The organism is Gordonia rhizosphera NBRC 16068 (assembly GCF_000298195.1).
Taxonomy (GTDB): domain Bacteria; phylum Actinomycetota; class Actinomycetes; order Mycobacteriales; family Mycobacteriaceae; genus Gordonia; species Gordonia rhizosphera.
Window position 1 is genome coordinate 1 of record NZ_BAHC01000212.1, and the last position, 4,347, is coordinate 4,347.

The 4,347-nt window shown below is 66.5% G+C and carries 5 protein-coding genes; 4 read left to right on the forward strand and 1 reads right to left on the reverse strand.

Annotated elements, in window-relative coordinates; all coding sequences use genetic code 11:
• Positions 1 to 258: alpha/beta fold hydrolase (locus tag GORHZ_RS25465; protein WP_006338205.1), on the forward strand; the 258-nt coding region annotated here is incomplete at its 5' end.
• 83 nt (positions 259 to 341) lie between these two features.
• On the opposite strand, the gene GORHZ_RS25470 is transcribed toward GORHZ_RS25465, so the two are convergent.
• Positions 342 to 1,361: an NAD-dependent epimerase/dehydratase family protein gene (locus GORHZ_RS25470; protein WP_040533482.1), complete on the reverse strand. Its 1,020-nt coding sequence runs from the start codon at positions 1,359 to 1,361 to the stop codon at positions 342 to 344.
• A gap of 101 nt (positions 1,362 to 1,462) precedes the next feature.
• Here GORHZ_RS25470 and GORHZ_RS25475 point away from each other — a divergent pair, with 101 nt between their 5' ends.
• The 3 genes from GORHZ_RS25475 to GORHZ_RS25485 all read left to right on the forward strand — a co-directional run bounded on the left by GORHZ_RS25475 (position 1,463) and on the right by GORHZ_RS25485 (position 4,287).
• Complete coding sequence (locus GORHZ_RS25475; RefSeq protein ID WP_040533484.1) at positions 1,463 to 2,476, forward strand: AraC family transcriptional regulator; 1,014 nt, start codon at positions 1,463 to 1,465, stop codon at positions 2,474 to 2,476.
• 156 nt (positions 2,477 to 2,632) lie between these two features.
• On the forward strand, positions 2,633 to 3,205 hold the full coding sequence (locus GORHZ_RS25480) for a 2,4'-dihydroxyacetophenone dioxygenase family protein (RefSeq protein WP_006338209.1): 573 nt from the start codon (positions 2,633 to 2,635) through the stop codon (positions 3,203 to 3,205).
• A complete protein-coding gene (locus tag GORHZ_RS25485; protein ID WP_006338210.1) occupies positions 3,205 to 4,287 on the forward strand; it encodes a zinc-binding dehydrogenase in 1,083 nt (360 codons plus the stop codon). Before GORHZ_RS25480 ends, GORHZ_RS25485 begins: the two co-directional genes overlap by 1 nt.
• The last annotated feature ends 60 nt before the right edge of the window (positions 4,288 to 4,347 follow it).

A 4,347-nucleotide genomic window follows, 5' to 3' on the forward strand; every position in this document is an offset into this window, starting at 1 on the left:
CGGATGGACGCGCCCTTCGCCGACATCCTTGTCTTCACGCGCGATTGGGGGTTCCGGGTGGCCGACGTGACGGTGCCGGTCCGCTGGTGGCACGGCGACTGCGACCACATCATCCCGTACGCCCACGGCGAGCACATGGTGTCCCTGCTGCCCGACGCAAAGATGTTCACCATGCACGGGGAGAGCCACCTGGGCGCCCTCGGGATGTCGGTGGACATCATCACCGAACTGATGGCGGTGTGGGATCAGCCCCGCTGACACCACACGGTCACCGGACCACACAACGACGACGACGCCGCCGGATCAGGTCGATCCGGCGGCGGCGCGCGTTTGTTCGGGCATCAGCCCTTGATCAGGCCGGTCTCGGTGGCCCATTCGCGAACGCGGGACATACCCTCATCCACCGACACGAGCGGCTCGTAGCCGAGCACGGTGCGTGCCTTCTCGATCGAGTAGGTACCCGAACGATTGAGCAGGCCCATCGTTCCCGCGCACAGATCGCTGGGCTGGCCGAGGCGGCGCAGCAGCCCGCCGACGACGTCGGACAGCGGTGCGATGACGGCCATCGGGAGGGTGCGAATGGTGCCGCCACTCATCTCGGCGAGGTGACCGAAGAAGTCGGCACAGCGCACGCCGACGCCGTCGGTGATGGTGAAGACCTGCCCTGCGGCCTTGTCCGACGAGATGGCCAGGACCATCCCGTCGACGAAGTTGTCGATGTAGACCGGGGTGAAGATGCCGTTGCCACCGTCGGGCAGCGGGAAGCCGGTGGGCTTGAGCATCTCGGCGATCGGGGAACGGACCCACACCGAGCCGGGGCCCCAGACGTCGCCAGGACGGATGACCGTCACGTCGATCTCACCGGCGGCATGCGCGGCCAGCACGACGGCCTCCGAGTTGACCTTGGTGTCGGTGTAGCTGTCGCCGTTCACACGGACCGGGTAGGTCTCGTCGACGCCGTCGGGGAATTCCCACCCGTAGGCGGCAATCGAGGAGATGTGGACGAAGCGGGTGACTCCGGCCTCGATCGCGGCCCGCAGGACCTCGTTGGTGCCCTTGACGTTGACGTCCCAGGCGCGGTCGAGAGCATGCGCACCACCGAGCAGTGCGGCGGTGTGGATGACGGTGTCGATCCCGGCCAGGGCGCCCTTCCACGGGGCTGCGTCGGTGGTGGAGCCGCCGATGATGCTGTTGTCGGCATCGGCGACCAGGTCGACGCCGCTGACCTCGGCACCCAGTTCGCGCATGCGGGTGGCAAGGGCGCGGCCGATGAAGCCGTTGGCACCCGTGATGAACACCTTGCGCCCGGACAGTTCGGGAGCGGGGCGGGTGGTGGCGGCGACCTCGGTGAGGGATGTCATGTGCAAAGCCTTTCAATGCTTTCGGGGAGTGATTTCCACCATGGCACCGAGGAACCCTCCAAGGCTTGACCCGCAAGGACATCTATTCGACACTTGAGGACATGTCTGTGATCCGCGGCACATCGATGTCCGGGTATCCCGAACTGGTCAGCGAACTGGGCGGTGATCCCTCGACGCTCCTCCGCAGGGTCGGCATCGCGCCGGGCGACGTCGGCAACTTCGAGTCGTTCTTCACCTATGTGGCGTTGATCGACGCGCTCGAGGCGGCCGCAGCGGCGACCAACACTCCCGATTTCGGCCGTCGCCTCGCGCAACGTCAGGGCATCGAGATCCTCGGGCCTGTCGGTGTCGCCGCCCGGACCACCGGCAGTTTCGCCGACGCCCTGCGGATTTTCGAACAGTATCTGAGTGCCTACAGTCCCGCTATCGCGGTCGAGCTCAACCCGATTCCGTACACCGAGACCGCGTTCTTCGAGTTCCGGATTCTGATCCCCCATCCTCCGCCGCATCGGCAGGTGATCGAGCTGTCGCTCGGCGTCGCCCTCAAGGTGCTCCGCTTTCTGCTCGGCTCGACCTACGCACCGTCGTCGGTCCACATCCCGCACGAGCCGATAGGTTCCCGCGAGGACTACCTGCGGTATTTCGCGTGCACCCCGAAGTTTTCCGAACCGCGCGCCGGGTTCACCCTGCCGTCCAGCGACCTGATGCGGCCGCTGTCCCGCGACGAGATGGCCCACCGGGCGATGGTGGCCTACCTCGACGACGTGATCCACCAGCACGGCGAGACGCTCACCCAGGCGGTGCGTGAACTGGTGCGCCAACTGCTGCCCACGGGCGCCGCCACCGCGTCGACCGTCGCCCGACAGTTCCGTCTGCACCCCAAGACGTTGCAGCGGCGTCTCGCCGACGAGGGCACGACCTATGCGGCCATCGTCGACGACGTCCGGCGCGAGCTCACCGAACGATGGCTGCGTGACACCGACATGACCTTGTCGCACCTCTCACGCGAACTCGGATACTCAGAACAAAGCGTTCTGACCCGATCCTGCCGGCGATGGTTCGGTGTGAGCCCCGCCCAGTTTCGCGCCGAATCCCGACGCCCCGCCCACGCATAGACCGACAGCACGCACGACACGTCCGCAACGCAGAGTGCGCCACATCACAAAGCTGTCCTCGCATATCAATTACTTGTCCTCTTGTGTCAAGGAATACGTCGTCTCCGCTGGCATGGTTGTAGTCACTCCCCGAGGACAGATGAAAGGAACCTCACAATGTCTGCACCCACCACCCCCATCACTCCCGTCGGCCCGGTCTCCACGTCGTCCGGCGCGATGCTGCCCGTCGTGGCGCTGCCGCAGGGTGAGCTGCTCACCGTCAACGTCGAGAACACCCCGCTGATCAAGGACTCCCTCGGCCCGGGCGTCCACTTCAAGCCGCTGCGCCTCGACCTCGAGAAGGGCGAGTGGGTCGTGCTGGCCACCTTCGCCCCCGGCGCCCGCGTCCCGCTGCACTACCACACCGGCACCGTCGACGGCTACACCATGAGCGGCAGCTGGCACTACGAGGAGTACCCGGATCAGCCGCAGACCGCCGGCTCCTACCTCTACGAGCCCGGCGCCTCGGCCCACACCTTCGTCTGCCCGGAATCGAACACCGAAGACACCGTCGTGTTCTTCTCGATCACCGGCGCCAACATCAACTTCAACGAAGACGGCACCTTCCACTCCATCCTCGACGCCGCACTGATCCAGCACCTCACCGGCACCCTCGCCGAGGCCCAGGGCCTGGGACCGATCAACTACATCACCGGCGGCTACGCCGGCAACACCGTGGAGACCATCTGATGCGCGCGGTATTGATGCAAGACGAGAAGCTGCGCGTCGCAGAGGTGCCGGAGCCCACTCCGGGCCCCGGCGAGGTACTCGTCGACGTGCTCGCCTGCGGGATCTGCGGCTCGGATCTGCACGCCATGAAGCACGGCGCGGACATGAACGCCGCGACGAAGGCAGTGGTCGGCTTCGAGATGATGGACCTCAGCAAGCCGATGGTGTTCGGCCACGAGTTCGTCGGACGGGTCGCGTCCTACGGACCCAACACCGAGCAGAAGATCCCAGTCGGCCGCCGCGTCGTGTCCATGCCGATCCTGGCCCGCGAGGCACCCGTGTTCCTCGGCTTCCAGGGCCCCGAGGCACCCGGCGCCTACGCCGAGAAGATGCTGCTCTCGGAGCCGCTGCTCATCGAGGTCCCGGATCACGTATCCACCGATCTGGCCGCGTTGACCGAGCCGATGGCGGTCGCGTACCGCGCGGTCGGACATGCCGACATCGGCGCCGACGATGTTCCGCTCGTCGTTGGCTGTGGTCCGATCGGGCTCGCCATCATCGCCATCCTGAAGATGAAGGGTGTCGGGCCGATCATCGCCGCGGACTTCTCGCCGGAACGCCGCGAACTGGCCCAGCGTCTCGGCGCCGACGTGGTCCTCGATCCGCGCGAGAGCTCGCCGTACGAGGCTCTCATGGCGGCCGCGGCCACCGATGACCCGGCCCGGATGGCGGCGCCGACCGGCATGCTCGGTCAGATGCCGCTCCGCCGGACCGTCGCGTTCGAGTGCGTCGGTGTGCCCAACCTGATCCAGCAGATCATCGCGGGTGTACCGGCCGGATCGACCATCGTGGTCGTCGGCGTGAACATGGAGTCCGATGCCTTCATGCCCGCCCAGTGCATGATGAAGGAACTCGAACTCAAGTTCTCGGCGTACTACACGCCGCAGGAGTTCGCAGAGACCTTCGCGCTGCTCGCGGCCGGGAAGATCGACGCCGAACCGCTGCTCACCGGCACGGTTGGTCTCGACGGGGTCGCCGACGCGTTCGAGCGCCTCGCGAACAACCCGCACGACGCGAAGATCCTGCTCGATCCGTCCAAGTGACACGGTCCAAGTGACCCGGGTGTGCCACCGGCCGCATAGTCTTGCGGTCGGTGGCACACG